This window comes from Nonomuraea sp. NPDC049129 (assembly GCF_040648495.1).
Lineage (GTDB): Bacteria > Actinomycetota > Actinomycetes > Streptosporangiales > Streptosporangiaceae > Nonomuraea.
The window spans coordinates 57,979-82,761 of the sequence record NZ_JBEZDU010000018.1 but is presented as its reverse complement, the minus strand read 5'-3'; the positions used below and the strand labels follow the sequence as shown (position 1 = coordinate 82,761).

Here is a 24,783-nt window from a genome sequence, read left to right as displayed (position 1 = left end):
ACACTCGCTCTGTGCGCGCCGAACTACGACAATCCCGATCGTTCCCGACATGCTGAGAGAGCTGGAGCAGGAGCTTCAGAAGAACCGGCAGTTCGCCTCCGACGCCTCACACGAGCTGCGCGCGGCCTTCGCGGGACTGCGCGTGGAGCTGGAGGCGGCCCACCTGTATCCCGAGCAGACCGATCTCCACGACCTTCTCGCCAGGGCGCTGAGAGGCGTCGACCGGTTGGACGCGATCCTCACCGATCTGCGAGTGCTCGGCGAAATGGAGGCGGGTCCGGCCGTGGAGCCGCAGCAGGTCGACCTCGCAGAACTGGTCCGGGACGAGGTCTGTCGACGAGTCGATCGCCTCCCGGTCCAGCTCCGCCTGCAACGGGGCGTGACCGTCCAGGCCGTCCCGATCCGGATCTCCCGGCTGCTCACCAACCTGCTCGACAACGCTCAACGGCACGCCAAGCGGATCGTCGAGGTCCGGGTGAGCCGCGCGGGCGACAACGCCGAGATGACGGTGGCCGACGACGGAGGAGGCATCGCGGAGTGCGAGCGGGAACGAATCTTCCAACGCTTCACCCGCCTCGGCGCCGCACGCCGCCTGGATCGCAAGGGCACGGGCCTCGGTCTGGCGATCGCCCGCGACATCGCCCAGGCGCACATGGGCACCCTCCACGCCAGGAAGTCCCCAAGCGGCGGGGCTTGCTTCGTGCTGCGACTTCCCCTCAGTGCAACGGCCCCCATCGCGACCGCGGTAAATACCGGATTTGCTGCGGCAGAGGAGGGGCGGACGCGTGAGCCTGATCGCCGCCGACGTGATCCCGCTCGGACATGACCGGCCCGGCACCGCCCAACTGCTGCCCCGCCTGCTCAAGGGACGGACCCGCGGCCCGCTCTTCCTCGCTGGCCGGCGCGCTCCCGCCGCCGGACGCCGCGCGCCGGCCCTGGGCGACATCTGCCCGGACACCGGCCGAGGCCGATTGTCCTACCCACGCGCCGAGTACCTGTTCAAACAGGCATCCAAGCTCCACCACCCGCACAGCACCGGATACACCCTGCACCAGCTGTGCCACTCCGGGCTGACCCACCTGGCCGTCAAGGGCCGCGGCACCGCCGACCTACAGGCCAACTCCCGCCACCGGCACCTGGCCACCCTCGGCCTCTACGTCCGGCTCGGCGAGGAGACCGCCGCCCGCATCACCGCCGAGAACGACGAGCACCACCGCCGGCACCGGCGCTGATCTCGCATCCCACCTGCCAGGACCACGGAAAACGGCGAAGTGCTTCCCGGCAACCCGCCATCTTGAGGGCAGTCATCCCAGGTACGGCCCTAGATCAACTGCCTGGCGTTGTTTTGGTCTGGAAACTACGGACGGGCCTCTACAGCGCGCCGCCGGGATCCCCCGGCGCCGAAGCCCTGGCTCTGCTGAATGTCCTCGGAATCGAGAACGTCAAGGCGAGCAGGTCACTCTGACGGAGCGATGCCTCTCCCGTCCGCGATCGGCCACCCGAGCGGGCCACCTCACTCGGCCAGGGCGCGGCGCAGGGCCGCGCCGAGTTCGGCGATCTGCCGCTGCGACACCTCGGCGGACAGGATCGCCTGTGACCCGTGGAAGGTGCCGGGCCACTGGTGCAGCTCGGCCGACACGCCCGACTGCAGCAGCCGTAGCGCGTACGTGATGTCTTCGTCGCGGTTCGGGCAGAATTCCGCGGTGGCGATGTAGGCGGGTGGCAGGCCGGACAGGTCGTAGGCTCGCGCCGGGGCGGCGTACGGCGTGGCGGGTGCGGAGCCCAGGTAGTGCCCCCATATTGCGGTGACTTTGTCGCGATTCATCCACGGGGTGTCGGTGAAGTGCCGCGCCGACCACGTCTCCTGCCGGTCGTCGAGTCCAGGCTGGTTGAGCAGCTGGAAGCGGATCGGCGGCCCTTGCTCGTCACGCGCTCGCAGCGCCACCGCGGTGGCGAGTCCGCCGCCGGCGCTGTGGCCGCCGACCGCGATCCGTTCCGGGTCGACGCCGAGGTCTGCGGCGTTCTCGGCCGTCCAGGTCAGCGCGGCGTAGACGTCGTCCAAGGCGGCCGGGAACCGATGCTCGGGGGCCAGCCGGTAACCCACCGAGACCACCACCGCGCCGGAGACGTTCGCGAGCCGGGCGGCCCAGGGGTGTTCGGTGTTCAGGTCACCCATGACGAATCCACCGCCGTGCAACCAGACGATTGCGCCCTGCGGGTGGTGCGGGCGGTAGATCCGCACCGGCACGTCCGGATCGGCGGGCACGATGCGGTCCTCGATCTCCAGGTCACCGGTGTGGCTTTGCCCTGCTCGACCGGGGGCTGCGGAAAACCGCAGGTACGGGCGGGTGAGCGCCTCATTCCGCGGGGCAAGTGGCCGGGCTTAGCCTTCCTGGCCATGATCGGAAAGTTGTTCGACGTCCCACGGCGGCTGCCGGCCGGGCTGGCGGCCCTGCTCACCCTGATGGCGGTGATCATGCTGTCCGCCATGGCCGACAGCACCATGCAACCCCTGCCGGCCACCGCCCCGAGCGCGCAGTTCAGTGCCGAACGCGCGCTGGCGCACCTGAAAGAGTTCGCCGCCGAACCGCGGCCCATCGGCAGCCCGGCGAGCGGCCGGGCCAGGGACTACCTGGCCGGGCAGTTGCGCGCGGCGGGGCTTCAGGTCGAGATCCAGCGTTCGGTCGGCGGCCGGTCCGCCGCGGGGCTGGCGACGTTCGGCCAGGTCGACAACATCGTGGGCCGGCTGCGGGGGACGGGCTCGACCGGCACCGTGCTCATCGCCGCGCACTACGACTCCGCGGCCATGGGACCGGGCGCCTCCGACGACGGCGCCGCGGTGGCCGCGATGATCGAGACCGTCCGGGCGCTGCGCACCGGTCCCGGCATGCGTAACGACATCGTGCTGCTCATGTCGGACGGCGAGGAGGACGGCGTGCTCGGCGCCGAGGCCTTCGTCCGCGACCACCCCCTGGGCAAAGCCGGCGGTGTGCTGCTGAACTGGGAGGCCCGCGGAGTCAGCGGCCCCTCGTTGATGTTCGAGACCACCGCCGGCAACTCCCGCCTGGTCGAGACCTTCGTCCACGCCGTCCCCGCGCCGCGTGGTCACTCCGCCATGGTGGAGGTGTACCGGCTGCTGCCCAACAACACCGACTTCACCCCGCTGACCAAGGCCGGCTTCACCGGCATGAACTTCGCCTACATCCAGCGTTCCTCGCTGTATCACACCGCGGGCGACTCCATCGCCAACCTCAACCGGGGCAGCCTGCAACACCACGGCACCAACATGCTGGCGCTGACGCGCGCCCTCGGCAACGCGGACCTGCGGACGCTGACCTCCGATCAGGACGTCACCTACTTCCGCGCGCTCGGCACCATGATCACCTACCCGGCCCGGCTCGTCTGGCCGCTGGCGGTGCTGGCCCTCCTCGCGGTGGCGGGCCTGGCGCTGCTGGGCCGCCTCAGGCGGCTGCTGAGCCTGCCCCGGCTGATCATGGCCGCGGTCTCGGCCGTGGTGCCCCTGGTGCTGTCGGCCGCCCTGGCGCAGGGATTGTGGGAACTGCTGGTGGCCTGGCGGCCCGCCTACGACCTGATGGGCGGGCTGCTGCACCGCCCGCGGCCGTACCAGGCGGCGATCGCGGTCCTGTGCGCGCTGGCGGTTCTCGGCTGGTATCTGGTGCTGCGGCGCAGGCTCGGTCCGGCGGCGCTGACCGTCGGGGCGCTGACCTGGCTCGCCGGGCTGGGCGTGCTGTGCGCTCAGGTCGCTCCCGGCGCGTCCTTCCTGTTCGCCCTGCCGGCGCTGCTGGGCTCGCTCGGCTGCCTGGCCGCCGCCTTGTCGCGCGGACCTGCCTGGGCGCGGGCGGCCGCGGCGATGCTGGGCCCGGTCACGGCCGCGATGCTGCTGCCGTCACTGGCCGGGGACGTCTTCGACGGGATGGGGCTGGCACTCGGCGGGGTGAGCGCGCTGATACTGGCACTGTTCGGACTGACCGTGGTGCCGATCGCGGAACTGTTCCTGCCCGATCCCGCCACCCGCCGCCTGCCGGATCCCGCCACCCAGCGCCTGCCCGATCTCGCCATCCGGCCGAAACGCGCCGTCCTCCTCCCCGTGTCTCTGGTGGCCCTTCTCCTGACGACGGGACTGGTCGCCACCGGGCTCGCGGCGGACGACTTCGACGCCGGCCAGCCGCAGCGCACGCACCTGGCCTACGTGATGGACGCCGACACCCGCACCGCTCACTGGGTCAGCGCCGACACGGACCCGCCACAGTGGACCAAGCAGTATGTGTCCGGCCACGACACCTCCGCGCTGCCCGCCGGGTACGCACGAGGCACGCTGTGGACCGGCCCCGCACCCGCGATCGCCGCCGACGGCCCGCGAGCCACCGTTTTGGCCCGCCGCGAGGGCACGCTCAAGCTGCAGGTGACAGCGGGGAAGGGCGCGCGCTCGGTGACGCTGAGGCTCGACCAGCCGATCACCCGGGCCACCGCCTCAGCCGGCCGGTTCGGGTCGGCGAGCGTGCCCGTGACCGGTACGCGAGCCGGAACCTGGCCCTCAGAGATCCGCTTCCGTGGCATCCCCGCCCAGGGAGTCCAGATCACCCTGCGCATACAGGAAGCGGACCGGATTCGCCTCACCGTCATCGGCGAGACCGACGGGCTGACCGCGGTGCCTGGCTTCATCCCCAGGCCACCGCACCTGGTCGCGGCCACCAGAGAGGACGGCGGCCTCCTCGCGGTCACCCGCGGTTACACCTTGGCCGGCGACGCTTAGACCCACCTGCCGTCCGACTCGGGCGAGGGGGCGCGCTGATCACGGGTCGGCCGGCTCGGGCAAGGGCGCGTGATGATCACGGGTCGGCCGGCTCGGGCAAGGGCGCGCGCTGATTACGGGTCGGCCGTCACGGGTTCGGACCTGTCCATGTCGAGCAGAACCATCTTGTCGTGATCGGTTGTCCCCGGCTCGGCGTAGAACATGACGAAACGCTGGGCCAGGGTGCCGTCCAGCGGCATCGATTCGTAACCGAGGCGAAGGTCACCGACGTCGGGGTGGTGGAAGGTCTTGACCCCCTGGGCGTGCGGTTTGACGTCGTAGCGGCTCCATAGGTCGGCGAATTCCCGGCTCTTCACCAGAAGTTCTTCGACCAAGCCGGTCAGGCCGGGGGCGGTGGGATCCGTGCTGGCCAGCACCCGCAGTCGGCCCACGCAGGCGCGGGCCTGCTCGTCCCAGTCGTCCAGCACGTGGGGGGCCTGGGGATGGAGGAACACGTACCGGGCGATGTTCCGTGTTTGCGGCGGCTGCGCGTCCAGCCCGGCGAAGAGCCGGAGCCCGCTCGGGGTGCAGGTGAGCACGTCCAGCGTGCGGCTGAGCACGAAGACCGGGTTGGGGCGCAGTTCCTCGAGGAGCACCAGGACGCCTCGGCGAACCTCGCGCGACGTGGGGGTGGGCGGCGCCTCCGACGTGCCGCGGGTGGCTCGTGCGGCCAGATCGTACAGGTGCTGGTGCCCGTACGCGTCGAGGCGCAGGGCTCCGGCGAGGGCGTCGAGGATCGCGGTGCTGGGATGGGTCTCCTTGCCGCGTTCGAGACGCGCGTAGTAGTCGATGCTGACGCCGGCGAGCGCGGCCAGCTCCTCACGGCGCAGACCGGGAGTCCGGCGTGGGCCGCAGGAGCTGAGTCCGGCGTCCTGGGGGGCGACCTGGGCTCGCCTGGCTCGCAGATACGATCCGAGCCCACTCTCGACGTCGGGCATCGCGTCATGGCGACTCCGCGACTCACGTCCCATATGTCTAGTTTGACGCTTATATGGTGATGCGTCACTATGGGCCGCCGGCGCCTTAGGTGACGGCGATGGCGGGAGCCACGCGCGCCGATCCGATGCCGCGGTCGGGCTTGCCGAGCCGGAAACGCACCTTGCCCTTGAGTACGGTGCCGGATTCGGCTTGGCCTTCGGTGAGGCCCTCGCCGGGGAACAGCGTGAACGTCCATCTCGCGTTCGATTCGTAGTCGGGCAGGTCACGCCCGCTTTGCAGGACTCGCGCGCCCCAGAGCTGACGGATCATCAGCGCCCTGGTGTCCGTGCCCGCCACCGTGAACGACGCCGCCGGCCCGTCCACGATCTGGTGGTGACTACCCAGAGACGGCCCATAGACCCCGGTGACCGTGGCGACCATGGTCCACGGCCTGCCGGGCCGGACGCCGAGGACGCCTGCCGGCAGCCGCGCGTCGAACACGTCCTCGGTCGGCGTGCCGAGCTGATCCGCTCGCATGGCCGCGGTCATCGGGCGCCGGGTGTCCAGCCGGTCGGGGTCGGGTATCAGCAGGATCCCGTACGTCGTCTCCTCCGCGAAGCGAGCCGAGGCGAAGTGGTTCCGAAGCGCCAGCACCGCGCGCCCGGCGGCCTCCCACAGATCGTCGGAGAACGCGGCCGCCAGGTAGTCAGGCGTCACCGCCGGTAGCCCCGCCCGCGCCACCGCTTCGGCCACGGATTCGCAGCACGACCACCCGGACTCGGCCAGCCGCGCGACCTGCTCGGCCTTGAACGACATCACTCACCCCCGATCGTCACAGATCCTTCTCATCGAGTACACCCTCATACAGGCCCGCCAACTCGGTCGTCTCCACGATCTCGGCGAGCCGCTCCAGTGCGTCCGGACGGGTCAGCGCCGCACGCTTGTCCTCAAACTCGGCCAGGGACATGTCCAGCTCAAGGACCGTGATCACCTGCCGGTCGTCGGCGACATTGCGCGAGACGCTGACCTTCGCGGGATAGCCGTCCGTATTCTCCGGAACCCAAGCTTCCTTGAACTGCTCATACGTCACACCCGCCTTCAAGGTTCGTACGAACACCGCACGCAACATCGCTACCCCTCCATATGAGAAACGGACCGCCGGACGCGCCCGATGCTCACGATACGGACACCGAGTTCCCGACGGCGAGCGTGCGACGACCGCTGTTATCGGGGTTCTCTCCGCAGTGAGAGAAGAACGCCGGCAGCGTTGTTGGTCGGGCCGGCTGCGGCATTGGCGGCGTTATCTCCCTGGCGCCTGGCTGCGCCGGATCGCCCTGGCTCCTGGTTCGGCAAAGGCCGCTCCGCCGGCGCCCGAGCGGGTCAGTTCGCCGCTTGCTGCTTTATCTGGTCCAAGGCGTCGTTGAAACCGACCGGAGTGCCGCTGGAGCCGGCCGTGCGGGACAGACGGACGTCATCGAGGTTCTTGCCGACGACCATCTGGGGTACGGCGGTGGCGAACCGTTCCTGGTAGTCGCGGGAGGTCGGATTGGTAGCGTGCGGTGCGACGGCCACTCGGGTGATCACGTCGTCGTCGAGCGTGAGCGTCACGGTGATGTGGGAGGGCCCGCCGCCGTAGGTGCCGGTGGCGGTGTAGGCGCCGTCGCGGTACTGGGAATCTCCTCGCGCCGACGCGGACGCCGGTGGCGGTGATGGTGACGAGGGGGCCGACGAGGGTGGCCTTGGGGGTGCGGTACCGACCTCGGGTTCGGTGCCGGCCGAGCAGCCTGCGCCGGTCAACGCGAAGGTCGAGGCGGCGATCGTGAGCAGCGCCGTGGCGGTGCGGTTCTGGGCGGTCATGAGCGGTCCTCCTGTGCTTCGGGGCCGAACAGGGCGCCGGGGAATCGGGATGAGATCTCAGCGCGTCCGTCGTCTAGCAGCCGGACATAGTCGAAGGCGAACGAGCGGCCCAGCGTGCGCGGGTCGGTGACGAACAGGGCCGTGGCCAGGGCGTCGGCGTGGGCGGCGTCGTCCGCGACGACCCAGGTGGCCACCACCTCCGCGGCCGGGATCCCGGTGCGGGCGTCCAGGATGTGGTGCAGGCCGTCCCCCCAGGCGCGCCGGTTGACGGCCGAGGCGCACAGCGCCCGATCACGCAGGTTGGCGACGCCGATCACCTGGGACGGGTCGGCGGGGTACTCCAGCCCGATCCGGATCGGTTGCGGCCCGGCATGGCGCAGGTCCCCGCCCGCGGCCACCACGAATGCGCCGATCCCGGATTCGGTGAGCAGAGCGGCGGCAAGGTCGACCAGGTACCCCTTGCCTGCGGCCCCGACGTCCACGACGACCGGGCGGCCAGTGGTGAGCACCGTCCCCTCCCGCACCGTGTCGCGTCCCCAGACCGGCCGCGGCCCGGCAGGCCAGGCCGCGGGCGCGACGGGCCGCAGGGTGTAGGCCGCGTCGTAGCCGAGCAGTTCCAGCTCGCGGCCCACCAGCAGCGGGTCGATGGCGCCGCCGGTGACAGCGGCCAGCCGGTCGTACAGGTCGAACAGGGCGGCGGCGTCCTCGGGAAAGACGAACCGGCCACCCTGCTGCGCGGCGGCGATCCGGGAGACCAGCGAGTCCGGCCGGAAGCGCGAGTAGGCCAGATCGAACCGCTCGATCCGGTCCTGGATCTCAGCTCGCACCCGCCCGTCCAGCAGTCGGCGGGTCTCGATCTCCCAGCGCGTGCCGATGGCGTCGAACGCCCAGATCGCCTTGGCCGGCCCGCCGCCCTGCGCCGTACCGGTCGCCGGAGCGGGGTACTTCGTGGGCATGGTCATGCCTCCATATGTGGGATGCCGGGAAGGACGGCGCGGCTGCTTTTGCCCGGCGCTCTGTCGAAGATCAGGGGCGGATGAGGACCTTGAGGGCTTCGCGGTCGGCCATGGCGCGGTAGGCGTCGGGGACCTCTTCCAGGCCGATGGTGCGGTCGAAGACGCGGCCCGGGTCGATGACGCCGTTCAGGATGTCGGGCATGAGTTCCTCGATGTAGGCGCGGGCCGGTGAGACGCCGCCGGTCAGGGTGATGTTCCGCATGATCATGGCGGGGCCGATGGGGCCGTCCTCGTACTGCGGAATGCCCAGGCGGCTGATCGTGCCTCCGTCGATGACTGCGGCGAACGCGGTCCGCAGGGCCTCCAGGGCGCCGACGGCCTCCACGACGCGGTCGACGCCGTCGCCCCCGGTCAGCTCGCGCACCCGGGTCGCGCCTTCGTCGCCGCGTTCGGCCACGACGTCGGTGGCGCCGAAGTCGCGGCCCAGGTCGGTGCGGTCGGTGTGCCTGCCCATGAGGATGATCTGTTCGGCGCCCAGGCGCTTGGCGGCGAGCACGGCGGACAGGCCGACCGCGCCGTCGCCGATGACCAGGACGCGGTCGCCGCGGGTCACGCCGGCGGTGACGGCGCCGTGGTGGCCGGTGCCCAGCACGTCCGAGAGCGTCAGCAGGGACGGCAGCAGCGGGCTGCTCTCTTCCACGGGGAGCTTGACCAGGGTGCCGTCGGCCTGGGGGACCCGCGCTGCCTCGCCCTGGCCGCCGTCCACGCCGTCCAGGCCGTAGCGGCCGCCGTGGCGGCAGAAGGGCTGCAGGCCCTTGCGGCAGAAATCGCAGGTGTTGTCGCAGTAGGTGAACGGTGCGACGACCAGGTCGCCGGTCTTCAGGGCGCTCACCTGGGAGCCGGTGTCCTCGATCACGCCGAGGAACTCGTGCCCCATCAGGCGTCCGGTGCCGGTGGCGGGCATGGACTTGTACGGCCACAGGTCGCTGCCGCACACGCAGGACAGGACCACGCGGACGATCGCGTCGGTGGGTTGCTGGATCTTCGGGTCGGGCCGGTTCTCGACGCGGACGTCGCCGGCACCGTACATCACGGCTGCACGCATGATGTGCTCCTTTGGATTTCGGGAAGGGTGGTGGACACAGCTGAAGGTGAGCGGGTCAGCGCTCCAGCATCCGCAGGCCGGCCTCGGTGTGGGTGTCGCCGGCGGCCGGGGGCAGGCTGGAGAGCGCCGCGAGCTGCTCATCCGACAACTGGATGCCGTCGGCGGCGGTGTTCTCCTCGACCCGGCTCACGCGCTTGGTGCCGGGGATGGGAGCGATGTCGTCGCCCTGGGCCAGCAGCCAGGCCAGCGCGACCTGCGCCGGGGTGGCGCCGGCCTCGGCGGCGATGGCTTGGACCTCGTCGACCAGGCGCAGGTTGTGCTGGAAGTTCTCACCGGTGAAGCGCGGGTTGCCGTGCCGGAAGTCGCCTTCGGCGAAGCCGTCGGTGGAACGGATCTTCCCGGTCAAAAAGCCGCGCCCCAGTGGCGAGAAGGGCACCAGGCCGACGCGCAACTCGCGCAGCAGCGGCAGCACCCGCTCTTCCAGGCCCCGGGTGAACAGGGAGTACTCCGACTGCACGGCGGTGACCGGGTGCACGGCGTGCGCGCGACGGATGGTGTCCGGCCCGGCCTCCGACAGGCCGATGTGGCGGATCTTGCCCTGCTCCACCAGCTCGGCCAGCGCGCCCACGGTCTCCTCGATCGGCGTGTTCGGGTCGACCCGGTGCTGGTAGTACAGGTCGATGTAGTCGGTGCCCAGCCGCTTCAGCGATTCCTCGACCGAGGTGCGGACGTTGGCCGGGCTGCTGTCGAGGTTCCACGGGCCCGCGCCGGCGTGCGCGATCAGGCCGAACTTCGTCGCCAGCACCACTTCCTCGCGGCGGCCCTTCAGGGCCCGGCCGAGGAGTTCCTCGTTGGTGTACGGCCCGTAGATCTCGGCCGTGTCGATGAAGGTGACGCCCAGTTCCAGGGCCCGGTGGATGGTACGGATGGATTCGGCCTCATCGGTGCCGGAGCCGGTGTAGCCGTGGGACATGCCCATCGCGCCCAGCCCGATGCGGGAAACGTCCAGGTCACGCAGTTTGATGTGCTTCATCGTTGCTATCTCCGATGGATCGATACGTTGATGGCGGGTACCGAAGGGACACAAGGGCCCTGACGAGGCGTCATGCCGCGTCCAATCGCGGGCGGCGCGGCATCGTCACCAACAGCCATCGTGCTCTGCGCATTCGCCCGATGGCAGACCGTGCTGTGCCGGGGAGCCGTGTTCAGGGGTGTGACAGGGCCCCCCTCGGCCGCGCGGTTCGCGGCCGGCGGCTGTAACACTGAAAGCATGGCTGAGCAGCACAACGACGCCGGAGGCAGCGAGCTGGGCCGCTTTCTGCGCGCCCGTCGCACCCAGATCACCCCCGCCGAGGTCGGCCTGACCGCCGGCCCCGGCCTGCGCCGCACCCCGGGCCTGCGCCGGGAGGAACTCGCCACCCTGGCCGGCGTCAGCATCGACTACTACACCAGGCTGGAGCGCGGCAAGGAGACCCGGCCCAGCCCGGCCGTCATCGACGCCCTCGGCCGCGCCCTGCGCCTGGACGAGGACGAACACGAGCACCTGCGCAGCCTCGCCGGCCGGGCCGCCCGCTACGCGCCCGAACCGCCGCCCCCGCCCAGCCGTACGGTCCGCCCGCACCTGAAGCTCCTGCTGCAGACCATGCGCCCGAACCCGGCCTACATCGTCAGCCGCAGCATGGACCTGCTCGCCTGCAACCCCGGCGGGCTCGCCCTGTACGCCGGGATGGACGACTGGCCGGCCAAGCAACGCAACCTGGCCCGCTACCTGTTCCTCCACCCCACAGCCCGCGGGCTGTTCCCCGACTGGGAGAACCAGATCCGCGGCTGCGTCGCCCGGCTGCGCGCCCAGGCCGGCACCGACCCCGACGCCCCCGACCTCACCAACCTCGTCGGCGAGCTCCTGCTCAAGAGCCCCGACTTCGCCAAGCTCTGGGAACGCTACGAGGTCACCGGCCGAAAGAACGCCCGCAAGACCTTCCGCCACCCCCACGTCGGGACGATCACCCTCGACGTCCAGAGCATGCACCTGGAAGGCACTCCCGGCCAGCGCCTGGCCGTGTACGTCGCCGAGCCCGGCACCCCCGACTACGACGCCATGGTCCTGCTGGACCTGGCCACCCCCCACCACGCTCCGCAGACGGCCGAAGAGCGCCAACGCTGACCCATCAGGCGTGCGTCATTCTGGCAAAATGATCAAATGCCAGATACGGGCCGCAAGCGATGGAATCACAACATTCATTACCACCCCCGCATCCTCCACGCCGTCCCCGATCGCGCCCAGCGGGCTCTCGACGTCGGCTGCGGCGAAGGCATGCTCGCCCGTGAACTGCGGCGGGCCGTGCCGGAGGTCATCGGTATCGATCTCGACGCGCCCAGCATCGACCAGGCCCATGAGCAATCGGACGACGTCGAGTATGTCCTCGGCGACTTCCTCACTCATCCGTTCGAGCCCGCCTCGTTCGATGTCGTCGCGTCGGTGGCCACCCTGCATCACCTGGACGCCGCCAGCGGGCTGGCCCGGATGCGCGATCTGCTGCGTCCCGGTGGCGTCCTGGCCATCGTCGGCCTCGCCCGCAGCACCATGCCCAGGGACCTGCCGCGCGACCTGGCCGGCGTCGCGGTCGGCACCTTCCACCGTGCCAGGAAGGGCCTCTGGAAGCATTCGTCCCCTACCGTGTGGCCGCCGCCGGTGACATATCCGCAGATGCGCGCGTTGGCCGCGGAGATCCTGCCCGGTTCCCTGTACCGCCGCCACCTGCTGTTGCGCTACAGCATCGTTTGGCGCAAGCCGCAGGTCTGAGCCCCCTACGGCCTTTCCCGCCGTGTGACCGCGGGCATCAGGGTGAAGGCGAACACCACGCACACGACGCCCGTCGCGGCGCAGGCCCACCACAGCATCCCCGCCTGGAACAGTACGGCGCCGACGGCCGGTCCGGCGAAGCGGGCGATGGCGGTGGTCCAGCCGTACAGGGCCTGGTAGGTGCCGTGGGCGCCGTCCGGGGTGAGGTCGGCGATCAGCGCCGCCTCGAAGCCCGCCATGCCGATCTCGCCGATCGACCACAGCACCACCGTGACCACATAGTGCCACGGCTGGCTGGCCATACCGGTCAGGGCCAGGCCGAGGCCCACCACGGTCATGGAGACGCCGAGGACCGGCAGCCGGGGCAGGCGCGACAGCCAGGAGATGAACAGCGGCTGGAAGATCACGACGATCGCGCCGTTGACGGTGATGAGCAGCCCGTACAGCGACGCCGGGAGCCCGTCGGCGGCCAGGGCCAGGGGCAGCGCGTACGAGGCCTGCGCGTACAGGATCAGGCCGAGCAGCAGGAAGGCCAGCGCGGCCAGCAGCACCCGGTCGCGGGCCGCGATCGCGTAGCCGTTGCGCGCCGGTCTGGCGGCGGCCTTGTCGTGGCCGCGGGGGATGCCGATGGCCACGATCACGGCGAAGGCGACGCTGGTGGTCACGTCCAGGATGACCAGGAGCCAGAAGCCGTGGGCGAGCAGGAGTCCGGCGACGGCGCCGGCCGCGGCGGTGCCCACGTTGACCGCCCAGTGCATGAGCCCGAAAGCCTTCGCGCGGAGGTGCGGTGGTGTGGTCTCGGCGACCAGCGCCGAGGCGGCCGGCCGGTAGACGTCGCCCGCCAGCCCCATGGCCAGGGCCGCGGTCATCAGCCAGGCCAGGCTGCCGGCGGCCGCGATGAGGATCAGGCAGGCCGCGGTGGCGAGCAGTCCGCCGATGAGGGTGACGCGGCGGCCGAACCGGTCGGCCAGGTAGCCGCCCAGCGGCTGCCCGCCCAGGCCGCCCAGCCCGTACGCGGAGATGACGGCGGCGATCTGCGCGGCCGCATACCCCCGCCCGGTCAGGTAGAACACGAGGAACGGCAGCACGACCCCGCCGAACCTGTTGACCAGCTGGCCGGAGAACAGCAGCCAGAACACCTTGGGCAGCCCCTGGAACACAGGGGTGGGGGCGGGAGCCGTGATCGTCATGAGTGCATGGTGCGGGCGGCCCTCGGGGCGGGGCGACACATTCGGCGTGCGCCGAATCAGTCGTCCAGCAGGGCCTGGGCGCGCGGGGTTCGTACGTAGAGCATGGCCCGGCCGACGCGGTGCTTGGTGACCAGGCCCGCGGACAGCAGCAGGGCGAGCTGCTCGGAGACGTTGGCGGGGGACAGGCCGGTGCGCCGGGACAGGTCCGTGGTGGAGGCGGGGGTGTCGAGCTCGGCCAGCAGCAGCGCGCGGGAGCGGCCGATGACGGCGGCCAGGGCGTCGGGGGCGGGCGCGGTGCCGCGTTCCCACAGCGTGGCGACGGCGCGTACGGGGTAGGTGATGACCGCCTGGCCGGGGGAGTCGGTGCGGTAGAGCAGTCTGGGCCAGACGAAGACGGACGGGGCCAGCAGCAGGCCCTCGCCGTTCAGCGTCCGGGACAGCTCTTTCGGGCGGTCGTCCAGGTAGAGGGTGCGGTCTTCCCAGCGGATGGCCGCGTGCATGTCCGCGAACACGCCGGCGGGGCCGCGTTCGGCGTACTGCCGGGTGCGGTAGAGCAGGTCGCCTTCGAGGAGATTGCGCATGCGCGGCCAGTGCGGTGCCATGGCGAGTCGCCAGAAGGCCTCGATGACGTGCGCCAGCCGTTCGAGGCCTGGGCCCGGATCCTGGTACAGCTCCATGGCGCAGCCGGTCAGCGAGCCGGGGATCTCGGCGGCCATGCGGTCGAGGTCCGTGCGGATGATCTCGTGCGGGGTGGCGCGCAGGACCGCCAGCTCGCCGGCCAGGTCCGGGGTCGGGCTGGTGGGGACGGGACACAGGAAGTCGGGGATATAGCCGGCGCCGGTGATGAGGTCGAGCAGCGGGGCCAGATCGCCGCCGATCAGGGGGCCTACCTGCTTGAACCACGGCAGATGCAGGGGCCGCCCGGCGGGGGTGCGCAGCGCTTGGATACCGGCGGAGACCTCCCTGAGCGGGGAGTACGCGAACCTGATGGAGGTCAGGTCGTAGGCGGAGAACGCCACCGTGAGCATGCCAGAGACCCCTTGGATTCGGCTACGGCCGAAGGTATCGCAGGAGTCCGGCCCGGGGCTCCCGGTCTTGACGCGCGCTCTTTGTTAACGGTTAACTGACCACCGTTAACGGTGAACGGAAGGTTTCTTCGCGCTCGCGATCACGGTGCTGCAGAACGGAGTCGTGTTCGCCGGCCTGGTGATCAGCATCCTGCCGGTGCTGGTCGTCTACTTCCTGCTGCAACGCAGGATCATCAGCGGTTTCGCGGGAGGGCTCAGGGATGACCGGGTTGCGACCTTACGAGCTGCGGACCGGCGGGCAGCACGAGCCGCTGGGCGTCGTTCCCGCGCCCTCGTTCTCCTGGCGGCTGGAGTCGGACCGGCGTGGCGCGCGCCAGCGCTCCTACCGCGTCCGGGTGCGGCACCTGCCGCCGACCGGCGGCGCGGTGCTGGTGTGGGACTCCGGCGTGGTGCAGTCGGACAGCACTGTCGGCGCCCGCTACGGCGGCGGGCCGCTGGTGACGTCGTCGGCCTACGAATGGGAGGTCGAGGTCGAGGACGAGACGGGCGCGCGGGCGATGGCGCGGGCCCGGTTCGGCACCGGGGTGGTGCACGCGGGGGAGTGGCGGGCCGCGTGGATCGGCCGCAACCCGATCTACCGCCAGGCGGCCTCGCCGCCACAGGACACCGACATCAGCTACACGGTGAACAAGCTGCAGCCGGTGCGCCGCTTCGTCCACGGCTTCGACCTGACCGAAGTGCCGGCGTCGGCCCGGGTGCACGCGTCGGCGAAGGGCGTGTACCGGCTCTACGTCAACGGCCGCCGGGTCGGGCGGGACGAGCTGGTGCCGGGCTGGACCGAGTACCGGGAGCGGATCACGTACCAGACCTGGGACGTGACCGCCCTGCTGCGGCCCGGCCGCAACACGGTCGCGGCGCTGCTGGGCGACGGCTGGTACGTGGGCTTCATCGGCACCGACCGGCGCCACCAAGCGCAGCACTACGGCACCGAGCCCGCGCTGCTGGTGCAGCTCGACATGGACGGGGCGGACGGGTCGCGCCGGTCGATCGTCAGCGGCGAGGGGTGGAAGGAGTCGCCGAGCGACATCCTGTACGCCGACCTGCTGATGGGCCAGTACGAGGACTCGCGCCGCGCCGAACCGGGCTGGGAGCTGCCGGGACACGACACCTCGACTTGGTCGGCGGCGGTGGTGACCTCCCGCGACACCTCCACGCTGGTCCCGGAGGCCGACCCGGCGGTGCGGGTGACGGGCCGGGTGCCCGCGGTCGCGGTGACGCCGCGGGGCGACGGGCGGTTCGTGGTCGACTTCGGGCAGAACGTGGTCGGCCGCGTCGCCCTCACCCTGACGGGCCAGCCCGCCGGCACCCGGGTCCAGCTCACCCACGCCGAGGTGCTCGACGAGCACGGCGACCTCTACACGGCGAACCTGCGCACCGCCGAACCCGTGGACGTCTTCTGGACCGACGGCTCGCCGGCGCAGGTGTTCGAGCCCCGCTTCACCCTGCACGGCTTCCGCTACGCCGAGGTCTCCGGCCTGACCGGGGACCTCGGCCCCGAGCAGGTCGAGGCGGTCGTGCTGCACAACGGCTTCGCGCTGACCGGCGCGTTCGAGACCTCCAGCGCGGACCTGAACGCGCTGGCCTCGAACATCACCTGGAGCCTGCGGGGCAACTTCGTGTCAATCCCGACCGACTGCCCGCAGCGCGACGAGCGGCTCGGCTGGCTGGCCGACGCGCAGGTGTTCACGCCGACCGCGCTGCTGCTGGCCGACGTCGCCCCGCTGCTGCGCCGCTGGCTGCGGGACGTGCGCCTCGGCCAGTCCGCGGACGGCGCGTTCCCCGACCTCTCGCCCCGCCTCATCCACCTGCGGGAAGGCGCGCCGGCCTGGGGCGACGGCGGGGTGACGATCCCCTGGCACCTCTACCGCGCGAGCGGCGACGCCGACGTGCTGCGGGAGTCCGTGGACGCGATGGTCGCCTGGGTACGGCACATCGAACGGCATAATCCCGGACTGATCTGGCGCGAACGCGTCGGCAACAACTACGGGGACTGGCTGCAGGTCGGCGCGGAGACCCCGAAGGACGTGCTGGCCACCGCCTACTTCGCGCACAGCGCCGAGCTGACCGCGCGCAGCCTCGCCGTGCTCGGGCGCGACGCCGAGGCGCGGGAACTGGCCGGCCTCGCCGAGCGCGTCCGCGCGGCCTACCGGGCGGAGTTCATCGGCCTCGACGGCCGGGTGCACGGCGACACCCAGGGCGCCTACCTGCTCACCCTCGCCTTCGACCTGTGCGCGGCGGAGCAGCGCGATGCCGTCGCCGGGCGGCTCGTGGCGGCGATCGAACGCCGCGGCGTCTCCCTCACCTCGGGTTTCATCACGGTCGGGCTGCTGTGCCCGGTGCTGACCGCGATCGGCCGCTCGGATCTGGCGTACGCGCTGATCAACGACGACCGGTACCCGTCGTGGCTGTTCTCCGTGCGCAACGGGGCGACGACGATCTGGGAGCGCTGGGACGGCTGGACGCCGGATGGCGGTTTCCAGTCGCCGCGGATGAACAGCTTCAACCACTACTCCCTCGGCGCGGTCGGCGAGTGGCTGTTCACCGGGGTGCTCGGCATCGGGCAGGCGCCCGGCTCGGCCGGGTACGCCGACATCCGGCTCGCGCCGCAGCCGCACACCTCCCTCGACTGGGCGCGCGGCGCGATCGACACCCCTCGCGGGCGCGTCGCCAGCTCCTGGCACCGCGACGAGGCGGGGTGGTGCGAATGGTCGGTCCTGATACCGCCGGGAGCGGCTGCCGTAGCCGTGCTCCCGGTGCCCTCGGCGGCGACGATCACGGAAGGCGGCGAGGCCGTCACCCGATCGGAAGGGGTCACCCTCCAGGCGGAGCGGCCGGGGTGCACCCAGCTGCGACTGGCGTCGGGAAGCTACACCTTCCGCTTCCCGGCCGGAGCCGCGACGCCGACCCACTGATTTCCCTTCGACCCCCTTGGAGTACCACCAGCATGTTCAACCGGAAGATCGCCGCTCTCGCCGCGGCGGCGCTGGCCCTGACCGCCTGCGGGTCGCAGCCGCAGGCGCCGGGCAACGACAAGACCAACGCGCTCACCATCGCCACGACGTCGAACAACCAGGCGCCGATGCAGGCGGTGGTCGAGGCGTACAAGAAGAAGACCGGCCTCGACATCAACGTGACCGTGGCCGACACCGCGCAGTACCAGACGACGCTGCGTACCCAGCTGTCGTCGGGGACGGCGCCCGACGTGTTCACGGTGTGGCCGGGCAGCGGCAATCCCGGCGCCATCTCCATCCTGCAGAAGGCCGGTTACCTGGCCGACCTGTCGGACCGGCCGTGGGCCGCCGAGATCGAGCCCGGCACCGCCGAGACGATGCGGATCGGCGGCAAGACTTACGGTCTGCCATCCAAGCTCGACGCGATCGGCGCGATCTACAACGTCGCCACGTTGAAGGAGATCGGGTTGAAGACGCCGGAGACCTACACCGAGCTGCTCAAGTTCTGTGCGGACGTCCAGGCCAAGGGCAAGGTCGCCTTCGCGCTGGGGATCCAGACCGACTGGGTCACGCAGCTCATCCCGTACGCGCTGGTCGCCTCGACCGTCTACGCCGCCGACCCGTCGTTCAACGACAAGATGACGAAGCAGCAGGCGCGTTTCGCCGGCTCCGGCTGGGAGGCCGCCTTCACCAAGTACCTGGAGATGAACAAGGCGGGCTGCTTCAACACCGATCCGCTCGGCACCGACGTGACCGCCTCCTACAACCTGGTCAACACCGGTAAGGCCGTCGGCGTGGTGCAGGTGCTCGCTTCCTACTCGCAGATCACCTCGACCGCCCCGAAGGACGCGGAGTTCGGGTTCTTCCCGCTGCCCGGCGGTGACAGCGGCACCAATCCGGTCCCGCGGGGCATCGGCGTGAGCTTCGCGGTCAACGACAAGGCCAAGAACAGGGTGAACGGCCTCGGCTTCGTCGACTGGCTGGCCACGCCGGAGGCCATCAAGGTCTGGTTCGACACCGCGCCCGGCATCCCGGCGATCCAGGGGGCCGAGGTCGAGGCGGCACCGGCCGTGCGGGCGGCGATCGACATCATCGCCGCCGGTCACACCGCGCCCTTCCCGGACTCCGGCTGGCCCAACGCGCAGGTGCAGGCCGCTCACTTCGCCGGGATCCAGCAGCTCTTCTCCGGACAGGCGGACGCCAAGCAGGTGCTGGCCTCGATGGACGAGGCGTACGGCGCCGGGTGATCCGCTCATCTGCCCCCGGAATCCCTCAATCTCCCCATCTCCCGCGAAAGATCCATGACTGAAACCTCGTCACATGACATCATCGCCGCCGTACCCGTGTCGTTCGCCGAGGACGGCGCACTCGACCTGGCCGGGACCCGTGAGATCCTCGCGTACGTCGCGGGCTCCGGGGTCCAGGGGGCGCTCGTGCTCGGCACGACCGGCGAGTTCCCGGCCCTGTCGATAGAGGAGCGCAACGCCGTCGCGGCGCTCGCCGTGGAGGTGCTGCCCGGCATCCGCGTGATCGTGCACGTCGGGGCCGCCAGCCGGTACGAGGTGTCGCGACTCATCGCGGGCGCGCGGGCGGCCGGCGCCCGCGAGATCGCCGTGCTCACCCCGTTCTACCTGCCGACGCCACCAGAAGAGGTCTACGCGTTCTTCCGGGACGTCGGCGCGGAGGCCGGCGGGCTGGACGTGTTCGTCTACCTCTTCGAGGCGCGCACCGGCGTGGCGGTGGACGAGGAACTGCTGGTGCGGCTCGCGGGCCTGCCGAACGTCGTGGGGGTGAAGGTCAGCGGGGAATCGCTCGACACGATCGCCGGGTACCGGGCCCGCCTGCCCGAAGGGTTCCTCATCTACACCGGCAGCGACGCCGACTACGCGGGGGCGGCCGCGGCGGGCGCCGACGGGATCGTGTCCGGGGTGGCGTCGGCGTTCGCCAAGCCGTTCGTCGCGATGCGGGCCGCGCTGGAGCGCGCGGACGCCGGCGCGGTGGCGCGCCTGCAGGGCGACGTGGACGAGGTGGTGGACGCGATCCGCGGCGAGCCGACGCGGATGCTCGCCGTGCACCGCCTCGCCGGACGGCCGGTCGGCCGCTCCCGCATGCCGATCCCGGAACCCGACCAGGAAGCCCTGCGGCGGCTCGCCCGCGACCTCCCGCTCCACCACTGACCACCTTGATCGCTTCGCATCCAGCCAAAGGGAGAATGCCATGACGCGTACGCGTTCACACCCCCCTGTCCGCACCGCCGCCCTCGCCCTGGCGGCCCTCCTCGCCCTGTCCGCCGCCCCGGCGCACGCCACCGTGGACGGCCCGCCGCTGAAGGTGCCCGACGGGCTCATCGACACCTCCAACACCGCCACACTCGGCCTGGACCGCGCCGCGCGCGCCGAGACCATCACGGTCTTCGCGCCCGGCGCCGAAGACCGGAAGTACAACCACGGCGTCGTGCTCATGCCGTTCAAGGGACGGCTGTACGCGCAGTGGCAGAGCTCCGCCGTGGACGAGGACGCGCCCGACACGATCGTCACCTACGCCACCAGCAAAGACGGGAAGAGGTGGTCGAAGCCGATCCCGCTCACCGCGCCGCGCACCGACGGCTACACCTCCAGCGGCGGCTGGTGGACCAACGGGCGGACCCTCGTCGCCTACCTCAACGTCTGGCCACGCGCCCTGACCCCGCGCGGCGGCTACACCGAGTACGTGACCAGCGGGGACGGCCGGCACTGGAGCAGCCCCCGCCGGGTGACCGGCGCCGACGGGCAGCCGGTGAACGGCATCATCGAGCAGGACGTGAAGGCGCTACCGGGCGGGCGGGTGCTGACCGCGTTCCACATGCAGCCCGGCCTGTTCGTCAAGCCGTACTACACCGACGACCCGCTCGGCGTCTCCGGCTGGAAGCAGGGCGACTTCACCAACCAGCCGAACACCCCGGAGATGAGCCGCGAGCTGGAGCCGAGCTGGTACCGGCGCCCGGACGGCTCGATCGTGATGGTCTTCCGCGACCAGGGCGGCGGAACCCTCCGTAAGCTCGCCGCGGTGAGCACCGACGACGGCGAGACCTGGTCGGCGTCGGTGGAGACCAACGTGCCCGACTCGCGCACCAAGCAGAGCGCGGGGAACCTGCCGGACGGCACCGCCTACCTGGTGGGCAACCCGACCGGCACCCGCAACCGGTACCCGCTGACGGTGCTGACCAGCGCCGACGGGGTGACCTTCGACAAGGCGTACAACCTGCGCACCGCCGAGGACCTGCAGCCGCGCCGCTACGAGGGCCTGTACAAGAACGCCGGGTACAGCTACCCGAAGAGCATCGTGTGGAAGGGCTCTCTGTACGCGGCGTACGGCACGAACAAGGAGGATGTGCAGCTCAGCCGGGTCCCTGTCGCCGACCTCGGGCGGCGGGTGAGGTAGGCCGGCCTCCGCCGCGGTCCGCGACGCGCTGGCGGCGTCGGCGGGTCATCCCGTGACGGAGAAGATCGTGCCCAGCATGCTGCGCGCGGCGGCGAGCTGGGCCTCGGGCAGGTCGCCCACCTTGCTCTTGAGCCGGGTGGCCGCCACGGTGCTGATGCGGTCGATCATGGCGGCTCGGTCGTCGCCGACGTCGACGACGAAGGCGGTCAGGGCGTGCGCCAGGTCGGCGGCCTCGACGTGCGCGGTGAGCACGTTGTCGTTGTAGAGCGTGTGGTAGAAGTCGCCGGTCACGACGAGCCGGACTTCCTCACGGTCGCCGAGCTGGACGGTCCACAGCTCGCCGAATCGGTGGCTCACGCGGCCTCGCCGCGGTGCTCGTCGGCGGCCCGCGCGGTGTCGTCGGCGACGATCCGCTCGTCGGCTTCCTGGTGGGCGCTTTCGCCGTAGACCTTGGCGCGGGCGGCCGCGCTGTGGGTGGCGGCGATCTCGCGAAGGGCTCCGCGCTCCAAAACGGTGGAAACGCTGAGCCCGTTCGCCTCGGCGTGCTTGCGTACCGCCTCCAGGATCCACGGGGCGATGCTGACGGACGTTCTCTCCTTGGCCATGATCCGTATGCTATGGCCGATGCGCTGAGAGTGCTACCCGTCGTAATACTCGGGCTCATACTCTCGCCGTCGCGCCACCGCCTAGCTGGTGGCGCGCCAGGTGAGGGAGAGGCCGGTCGCGGCGCGTTCGGTGCGGATCTCCATCATGGTGCCCAGGATGGTGGCATGATCGGACACGACGGGCACGGCGTCGGGCGTATAGGCGATCCGGGTGCTGACGAGCACGGCACTGCCCTCGGGCTCGTGCAGGCGGCGCGCGGCGGCGGGGTCGAGCAGGCCGGGCCGGACCACCTCGGACGCCCGGGCCACCGCCACTCCCGCCTCGGCGAGCGCCGTATAGAGGGAGACGGCGGTGAAGTCGCGGTCGCGGATCTGGTCGGCCGCCGGCCGGCGTACCCAGGACACCTGGTGTACGGCGGGACGGCCGGCGAACTCACGGACCCGCTCCAGCCGCAGGGCGGTCTCGCCGGGAGGCAGCCGCAGCTCCGCGGCGATCCGGGCGGGGGCCCGGCGCATCGCCCGCCCGGCCACCACGGTGCGTACATCGTGGCCCTGTTCCCGCAGATCGTCGGCCAGGCTGCGGAGCGAGCCGAGCTGGTACGCCAGATGGGCCGGGGCCACGAACGTGCCCTTGCCGGGCCGCTGCACGATCAGCCTCTCGTCGCTGAGCTCCCGCAACGCCTGGCGCAGCGTCATGAGGGTCACCCCGTAGGAGGTGCTCAGCTCCCGTTGCGGGGGCAGGGCCTCACCGGGGGCGTAGTGTCCCGACCGGATCTTCGCGGCTAGGTCGGCGGCGATGGCGCGGTATCTCGCCTCATGCCCGGCGTCGGGGGTCATCCTGGTGCGTCACTCCTGGTCGAGGGCCCGGCGCAGGGTCGCGAGGAAGGCCGTCAGGTCGTCCGGCCCCGCCCCGTCGAGCACCCGCCGCATGACCGCGGCGCCGACCACCACGCCGTCGGCGTACCGGCCTGCCTCCCGCGCCTGGTCAGGCGTGGAAATGCCAAATCCTAGCAAGACCGGCCGGTCGGTGCCGCGTTTGATCCGCGCGGTGAGCTCGGCCGCCGAGGCGGCGAGGTCGGCCCGCTCGCCGGTGGTGCCCATCACCGACACCGCGTAGACGAATCCGCGACTGCGGCGCGAGATCTCCGCCAGCCTGGGTTGCGGCGTCGACGGCGATGCCAGCAGGGCCAGCTCGATCCCGGCGGCGGCGGCCACGTCCGTCAGCTCGTCCGCCTCGTGCACCGGCAGGTCGGGCACGATCAGGCCGCCGACGCCGGCCCGGCGCAGCGCGACGCAGAACGCCTCGGGCCCGTCATGCAGCACCAGGTTGTAGTAGGTGCTGGCGACCAGCGGCACGCCCACGCTCTGGACCTCGGCCAGGTCGGCGAGGATCCGGCGGGTGCTCGCTCCCCGGGTCAGCGCCACGTTGCTCGCCTGCTGGATGGTGACGCCGTCGAGCGTGGGATCGGAGAACGGCAGGCCGACCTCGATCGCGTCCGCGCCGGTCGCGGCGAACGCTTTCAGGTATCGCGTCCAGCCGGGGGTGACGCCCCCGGTGATGTACGGCATGAGCAGACCGCGACCGGTGTCCCGGCGGGCACGCAGGTGGCGTTCGACCTCGCCCAGGGCCAGGATGTCCGTCACAGCAGCTCCTTCAGGGTAGAGATGTCCTTGTCGCCCCGACCGGACAGCGTCATCAGGACCGTCGATCCGGCGGCCAGTTCGCCGTCGTCCGCCGCGCGGATCACCCAGGCGAGGGCGTGCGCCGATTCGAGCGCCGGGACGATGCCCTCGGTGCGCGCCAGCCGTAGCGCCGCGCCGACCGCCTCCTCGTCGGTCACCGTGAGGTACCGGGCCCGGCCCAGCTCGCGCAGGTGGGCGTGCTCCGGGCCGACCCCCGGGTAGTCGAGGCCGGGGGCGATGGAGTGCGCCTCGACGATCTGCCCGTCGTCGTCCTGCAGGAACAGCGACCGGCAGCCGTGCAGGACGCCGAGCCTGCCGCGGGCCGCACCGGCGCCACCCTCCGCCTCGACACCGACGAAGCGCGCCGAGGTGTCGGCGAAGCCGGCGAACGTACCGGCCGCGTTGGAGCCGCCGCCGACGCACGCGACCACGTGGTCCGGTACGCCGGTCCGCAGTTCGGCGGCGCACTGCGCGCGGGCCTCGTCGCCGATGACCCGCTGGAACTCCCTGACCATCCACGGGTACGGATCCGGCCCGATGACCGAGCCGACGCAGTAGTGGGAGTCGCCGGTGACGCCCACCCAGTGCCGCATGGCCTCGCTGGTCGCGTCCTTGAGCGTACGGCTGCCCGTGGTGACCGGGATCACCTCGGCGCCCAGCATGCGCATCCGGAAGACGTTCAACGCCTGCCGCTCGATGTCGCGCTCGCCCATGAAGATCGTGGCCTCGAGCCCGAGCAGCGCGGCGGCGGTCGCGGCGGCCACCCCGTGCTGACCCGCTCCCGTCTCGGCGATCAGCCTGCGCCGTCCCATCCGGGTGGCGAGCAGGGCCTGGCCCAGCACATTGTTGATCTTGTGTGACCCGGTGTGGGTGAGGTCCTCGCGCTTGAGGTAGAGCCGCACGCCCAGCTCCTGCGACAGGCGCCGGGCCGGTGTGAGCGGGGTCGGCCGTCCGGCGTGCAAGGCGAGCAGTTCCGCCAAGTCGCTGCGGAAGCCCGGATCCGCCCGCGCCTCCCGGAACGCCTCGTCCACCTCGCGGCACGCCTCCACCAGGGACTCCGGCGCGTACCGCCCGCCGTACTCGCCGAACCGGCCCCGCGCTTGGGGCTCGCCCATCGTCCCGCCCACCGGGACGGGCTCCCGCCATGGCGACATCTCTCGCATCTCACGCTCACCTCGTTCTATAACTCTTCATAGAGTTCTATAACAGTGAGTGTGGCATGGACGGCGCGGATCTCCAAGGGCCGGGTCCGGTTGCGCGCGGAACCCTCTACGCCGCCTTCGACCGCCTGCAGGAAGAGGGCCTGATCGCTGAGGATCTTGAGGAGGGGGAATGGCGTGACCCCTGCCCGTGCTCGCGGTCGCGCAGATCGGCTGCGTGCTCAGCGCTTTCGC

24 protein-coding genes are annotated in these 24,783 nt (G+C 71.3%); 9 read left to right on the top strand and 15 right to left on the bottom strand.

All coding sequences use genetic code 11. The annotated features are described in order from the left end of the window. Positions 1-49 precede the first annotated feature (49 nt). Both AB0B64_RS41565 and AB0B64_RS41560 read left to right on the top strand, forming a co-directional pair. Positions 50-826 carry a HAMP domain-containing sensor histidine kinase gene (locus tag AB0B64_RS41565; protein WP_358185023.1) on the top strand — a complete coding sequence of 259 codons (777 nt, stop codon included), beginning with the start codon at positions 50-52 and terminating at the stop codon, positions 824-826. Beyond that, entirely contained in the window at positions 786-1,232 is a 447-nt protein-coding gene (locus tag AB0B64_RS41560; RefSeq protein ID WP_358185020.1) for a hypothetical protein, read from the top strand. Before AB0B64_RS41565 ends, AB0B64_RS41560 begins: the two co-directional genes overlap by 41 nt. A gap of 281 nt (positions 1,233-1,513) precedes the next feature. Here the strand turns inward: AB0B64_RS41560 and AB0B64_RS41555 are convergent, their stop codons facing one another. Beyond that, entirely contained in the window at positions 1,514-2,266 is a 753-nt protein-coding gene (locus AB0B64_RS41555) for an alpha/beta hydrolase (RefSeq protein WP_358185017.1), read from the bottom strand. 132 nt (positions 2,267-2,398) lie between these two features. Between AB0B64_RS41555 and AB0B64_RS41550 the strand changes: the two genes are divergently transcribed. Continuing rightward, entirely contained in the window at positions 2,399-4,774 is a 2,376-nt protein-coding gene (locus tag AB0B64_RS41550; protein ID WP_358185012.1) for a M28 family peptidase, read from the top strand. A 113-nt stretch (positions 4,775-4,887) separates the two neighbouring features. On the opposite strand, the gene AB0B64_RS41545 is transcribed toward AB0B64_RS41550, so the two are convergent. The 7 genes from AB0B64_RS41545 to AB0B64_RS41515 form a co-directional block, all read right to left on the bottom strand. Next, a complete protein-coding gene (locus AB0B64_RS41545) occupies positions 4,888-5,751 on the bottom strand; it encodes a helix-turn-helix domain-containing protein (protein ID WP_358185009.1) in 864 nt (287 codons plus the stop codon). Positions 5,752-5,836: 85 nt separating this feature from the next. Then, on the bottom strand, positions 5,837-6,547 hold the full coding sequence (locus tag AB0B64_RS41540; RefSeq protein WP_358185006.1) for a hypothetical protein: 711 nt from the start codon (positions 6,545-6,547) through the stop codon (positions 5,837-5,839). A gap of 16 nt (positions 6,548-6,563) precedes the next feature. Then, positions 6,564-6,860 carry a hypothetical protein gene (locus tag AB0B64_RS41535; protein ID WP_358185002.1) on the bottom strand — a complete coding sequence of 99 codons (297 nt, stop codon included), beginning with the start codon at positions 6,858-6,860 and terminating at the stop codon, positions 6,564-6,566. A 251-nt stretch (positions 6,861-7,111) separates the two neighbouring features. Beyond that, complete coding sequence (locus AB0B64_RS41530) at positions 7,112-7,588, bottom strand: hypothetical protein (protein WP_358184999.1); 477 nt, start codon at positions 7,586-7,588, stop codon at positions 7,112-7,114. Beyond that, positions 7,585-8,550 carry an FAD:protein FMN transferase gene (locus AB0B64_RS41525; protein ID WP_358184996.1) on the bottom strand — a complete coding sequence of 322 codons (966 nt, stop codon included), beginning with the start codon at positions 8,548-8,550 and terminating at the stop codon, positions 7,585-7,587. The genes AB0B64_RS41530 and AB0B64_RS41525 overlap by 4 nt, the downstream gene beginning before the upstream one ends. Positions 8,551-8,614: 64 nt before the next feature. Then, positions 8,615-9,649: an alcohol dehydrogenase catalytic domain-containing protein gene (locus AB0B64_RS41520; RefSeq protein ID WP_357955158.1), complete on the bottom strand. Its 1,035-nt coding sequence runs from the start codon at positions 9,647-9,649 to the stop codon at positions 8,615-8,617. Between the two features lie 55 nt (positions 9,650-9,704). Beyond that, entirely contained in the window at positions 9,705-10,682 is a 978-nt protein-coding gene (locus tag AB0B64_RS41515; protein WP_358184993.1) for an aldo/keto reductase, read from the bottom strand. Positions 10,683-10,919: 237 nt separating this feature from the next. Between AB0B64_RS41515 and AB0B64_RS41510 the strand changes: the two genes are divergently transcribed. Further along, positions 10,920-11,813, top strand: a complete 894-nt coding sequence (locus AB0B64_RS41510) for a helix-turn-helix transcriptional regulator (protein ID WP_358184990.1) — start codon at positions 10,920-10,922, stop codon at positions 11,811-11,813. A 36-nt stretch (positions 11,814-11,849) separates the two neighbouring features. Continuing rightward, positions 11,850-12,452, top strand: a complete 603-nt coding sequence (locus AB0B64_RS41505; RefSeq protein ID WP_358184987.1) for a class I SAM-dependent methyltransferase — start codon at positions 11,850-11,852, stop codon at positions 12,450-12,452. Between the two features lie 5 nt (positions 12,453-12,457). Here the strand turns inward: AB0B64_RS41505 and AB0B64_RS41500 are convergent, their stop codons facing one another. Together AB0B64_RS41500 and AB0B64_RS41495 are read right to left on the bottom strand one after the other, a co-directional pair. Then, positions 12,458-13,642: an MFS transporter gene (locus AB0B64_RS41500; protein WP_358184984.1), complete on the bottom strand. Its 1,185-nt coding sequence runs from the start codon at positions 13,640-13,642 to the stop codon at positions 12,458-12,460. Positions 13,643-13,698: 56 nt separating this feature from the next. Then, positions 13,699-14,670 (bottom strand): DUF5937 family protein, encoded by a 972-nt coding sequence (locus AB0B64_RS41495; protein ID WP_358184981.1) that lies wholly within the window; start codon positions 14,668-14,670, stop codon positions 13,699-13,701. A 260-nt stretch (positions 14,671-14,930) separates the two neighbouring features. Between AB0B64_RS41495 and AB0B64_RS41490 the strand changes: the two genes are divergently transcribed. Genes AB0B64_RS41490 through AB0B64_RS41475 form a run of 4 tightly spaced genes read left to right on the top strand, consistent with a single transcriptional unit; the run spans position 14,931 to position 21,101 of the window. After that, positions 14,931-17,642, top strand: a complete 2,712-nt coding sequence (locus tag AB0B64_RS41490) for a family 78 glycoside hydrolase catalytic domain (protein WP_358184978.1) — start codon at positions 14,931-14,933, stop codon at positions 17,640-17,642. A 32-nt stretch (positions 17,643-17,674) separates the two neighbouring features. Continuing rightward, the gene (locus AB0B64_RS41485) at positions 17,675-18,928 is read left to right on the top strand and encodes an extracellular solute-binding protein (protein WP_358184975.1); all 1,254 of its coding nucleotides are present in this window, start codon (positions 17,675-17,677) and stop codon (positions 18,926-18,928) included. 54 nt (positions 18,929-18,982) lie between these two features. Beyond that, positions 18,983-19,858, top strand: coding sequence for a dihydrodipicolinate synthase family protein (locus AB0B64_RS41480; RefSeq protein WP_358184972.1), 876 nt, complete (start codon positions 18,983-18,985; stop codon positions 19,856-19,858). 40 nt (positions 19,859-19,898) lie between these two features. After that, positions 19,899-21,101: a sialidase family protein gene (locus AB0B64_RS41475; protein WP_358184969.1), complete on the top strand. Its 1,203-nt coding sequence runs from the start codon at positions 19,899-19,901 to the stop codon at positions 21,099-21,101. A gap of 45 nt (positions 21,102-21,146) precedes the next feature. On the opposite strand, the gene AB0B64_RS41470 is transcribed toward AB0B64_RS41475, so the two are convergent. From AB0B64_RS41470 to trpB, 5 genes are all read right to left on the bottom strand, one after another. Continuing rightward, on the bottom strand, positions 21,147-21,458 hold the full coding sequence (locus AB0B64_RS41470; protein ID WP_357955136.1) for a type II toxin-antitoxin system PemK/MazF family toxin: 312 nt from the start codon (positions 21,456-21,458) through the stop codon (positions 21,147-21,149). After that, positions 21,455-21,706, bottom strand: coding sequence for a hypothetical protein (locus tag AB0B64_RS41465; protein WP_357955134.1), 252 nt, complete (start codon positions 21,704-21,706; stop codon positions 21,455-21,457). The genes AB0B64_RS41470 and AB0B64_RS41465 overlap by 4 nt, the downstream gene beginning before the upstream one ends. A gap of 81 nt (positions 21,707-21,787) precedes the next feature. Next, positions 21,788-22,543 (bottom strand): GntR family transcriptional regulator, encoded by a 756-nt coding sequence (locus AB0B64_RS41460; protein ID WP_357955132.1) that lies wholly within the window; start codon positions 22,541-22,543, stop codon positions 21,788-21,790. A 9-nt stretch (positions 22,544-22,552) separates the two neighbouring features. Next, entirely contained in the window at positions 22,553-23,350 is a 798-nt protein-coding gene (gene trpA, locus AB0B64_RS41455; protein ID WP_358184964.1) for a tryptophan synthase subunit alpha, read from the bottom strand. Continuing rightward, positions 23,347-24,552, bottom strand: coding sequence for a tryptophan synthase subunit beta (trpB, locus tag AB0B64_RS41450; RefSeq protein WP_358184962.1), 1,206 nt, complete (start codon positions 24,550-24,552; stop codon positions 23,347-23,349). The genes trpA and trpB overlap by 4 nt, the downstream gene beginning before the upstream one ends. Positions 24,553-24,783: the final 231 nt, after the last annotated feature.

Excerpts from the sequence above, each read along its gene's own strand:
- AB0B64_RS41550 (WP_358185012.1), top strand. The coding sequence starts at position 2,399 with ATGATCGGAAAGTTGTTCGACGTCCCACGGCGGCTGCCGGCCGGGCTG.
- AB0B64_RS41485 (WP_358184975.1), top strand. The coding sequence starts at position 17,675 with ATGTTCAACCGGAAGATCGCCGCTCTCGCCGCGGCGGCGCTGGCCCTG.
- AB0B64_RS41515 (WP_358184993.1), bottom strand. The coding sequence starts at position 10,682 with ATGAAGCACATCAAACTGCGTGACCTGGACGTTTCCCGCATCGGGCTG.
- AB0B64_RS41520 (WP_357955158.1), bottom strand. The coding sequence starts at position 9,649 with ATGCGTGCAGCCGTGATGTACGGTGCCGGCGACGTCCGCGTCGAGAAC.
- AB0B64_RS41530 (WP_358184999.1), bottom strand. The coding sequence starts at position 7,588 with ATGACCGCCCAGAACCGCACCGCCACGGCGCTGCTCACGATCGCCGCC.
- AB0B64_RS41535 (WP_358185002.1), bottom strand. The coding sequence starts at position 6,860 with ATGTTGCGTGCGGTGTTCGTACGAACCTTGAAGGCGGGTGTGACGTAT.
- AB0B64_RS41545 (WP_358185009.1), bottom strand. The coding sequence starts at position 5,751 with ATGCCCGACGTCGAGAGTGGGCTCGGATCGTATCTGCGAGCCAGGCGA.
- AB0B64_RS41525 (WP_358184996.1), bottom strand. The coding sequence starts at position 8,550 with ATGACCATGCCCACGAAGTACCCCGCTCCGGCGACCGGTACGGCGCAG.
- AB0B64_RS41505 (WP_358184987.1), top strand. The coding sequence starts at position 11,850 with ATGCCAGATACGGGCCGCAAGCGATGGAATCACAACATTCATTACCAC.
- AB0B64_RS41510 (WP_358184990.1), top strand. The coding sequence starts at position 10,920 with ATGGCTGAGCAGCACAACGACGCCGGAGGCAGCGAGCTGGGCCGCTTT.
- AB0B64_RS41490 (WP_358184978.1), top strand. The coding sequence starts at position 14,931 with ATGACCGGGTTGCGACCTTACGAGCTGCGGACCGGCGGGCAGCACGAG.
- AB0B64_RS41480 (WP_358184972.1), top strand. The coding sequence starts at position 18,983 with ATGACTGAAACCTCGTCACATGACATCATCGCCGCCGTACCCGTGTCG.
- AB0B64_RS41540 (WP_358185006.1), bottom strand. The coding sequence starts at position 6,547 with ATGTCGTTCAAGGCCGAGCAGGTCGCGCGGCTGGCCGAGTCCGGGTGG.
- AB0B64_RS41565 (WP_358185023.1), top strand. The coding sequence starts at position 50 with ATGCTGAGAGAGCTGGAGCAGGAGCTTCAGAAGAACCGGCAGTTCGCC.
- AB0B64_RS41495 (WP_358184981.1), bottom strand. The coding sequence starts at position 14,670 with ATGCTCACGGTGGCGTTCTCCGCCTACGACCTGACCTCCATCAGGTTC.
- AB0B64_RS41500 (WP_358184984.1), bottom strand. The coding sequence starts at position 13,642 with ATGACGATCACGGCTCCCGCCCCCACCCCTGTGTTCCAGGGGCTGCCC.
- AB0B64_RS41465 (WP_357955134.1), bottom strand. The coding sequence starts at position 21,706 with ATGGCCAAGGAGAGAACGTCCGTCAGCATCGCCCCGTGGATCCTGGAG.
- AB0B64_RS41460 (WP_357955132.1), bottom strand. The coding sequence starts at position 22,543 with ATGACCCCCGACGCCGGGCATGAGGCGAGATACCGCGCCATCGCCGCC.
- trpB (WP_358184962.1), bottom strand. The coding sequence starts at position 24,552 with ATGCGAGAGATGTCGCCATGGCGGGAGCCCGTCCCGGTGGGCGGGACG.
- AB0B64_RS41475 (WP_358184969.1), top strand. The coding sequence starts at position 19,899 with ATGACGCGTACGCGTTCACACCCCCCTGTCCGCACCGCCGCCCTCGCC.